Source organism: Rhizobium sp. Rhizsp42, from assembly GCF_047304155.1.
In the GTDB taxonomy this organism is placed as follows: domain Bacteria; phylum Pseudomonadota; class Alphaproteobacteria; order Rhizobiales; family Rhizobiaceae; genus Rhizobium.
The window spans coordinates 1-271 of the sequence record NZ_JBGLYS010000150.1 but is presented as its reverse complement, the minus strand read 5'-3'; the positions used below and the strand labels follow the sequence as shown (position 1 = coordinate 271).

The window sequence follows — 271 nt, the reverse complement described above, 5'->3', positions numbered from 1 at the left end:
AAAAGCATCCAGCGCAGCGAAGCGGGCGAGTAGGGTCTCGCCCGTCAGCACGCAGGCATCAGTGCCCTTGGCAGGCATCGACGCGCAACCAGCGCTCCAGCAGCTTGAAGCCGCGCACCAGCACGTAAGCCATCAGCAGATAGAACATGCCCGCGGCGAAGAAGATCTCAACCGGCAGGTAGGTGCGGGCAATGATGGTGCGGGCCATGCCGGTCAGCTCCAGCAGGGTCACGGTACTGGCCAGGGCACTGGCCTTGAGCATCAGGATCAC

General features: G+C 63.5%; 1 pseudogene. It reads right to left on the bottom strand.

Features of this window, described 5'->3' with window-relative positions:
• Positions 1-58 precede the first annotated feature (58 nt).
• Positions 59-271, bottom strand: a pseudogene (locus ACCD05_RS31900) (ABC transporter permease); the annotation flags it as partial.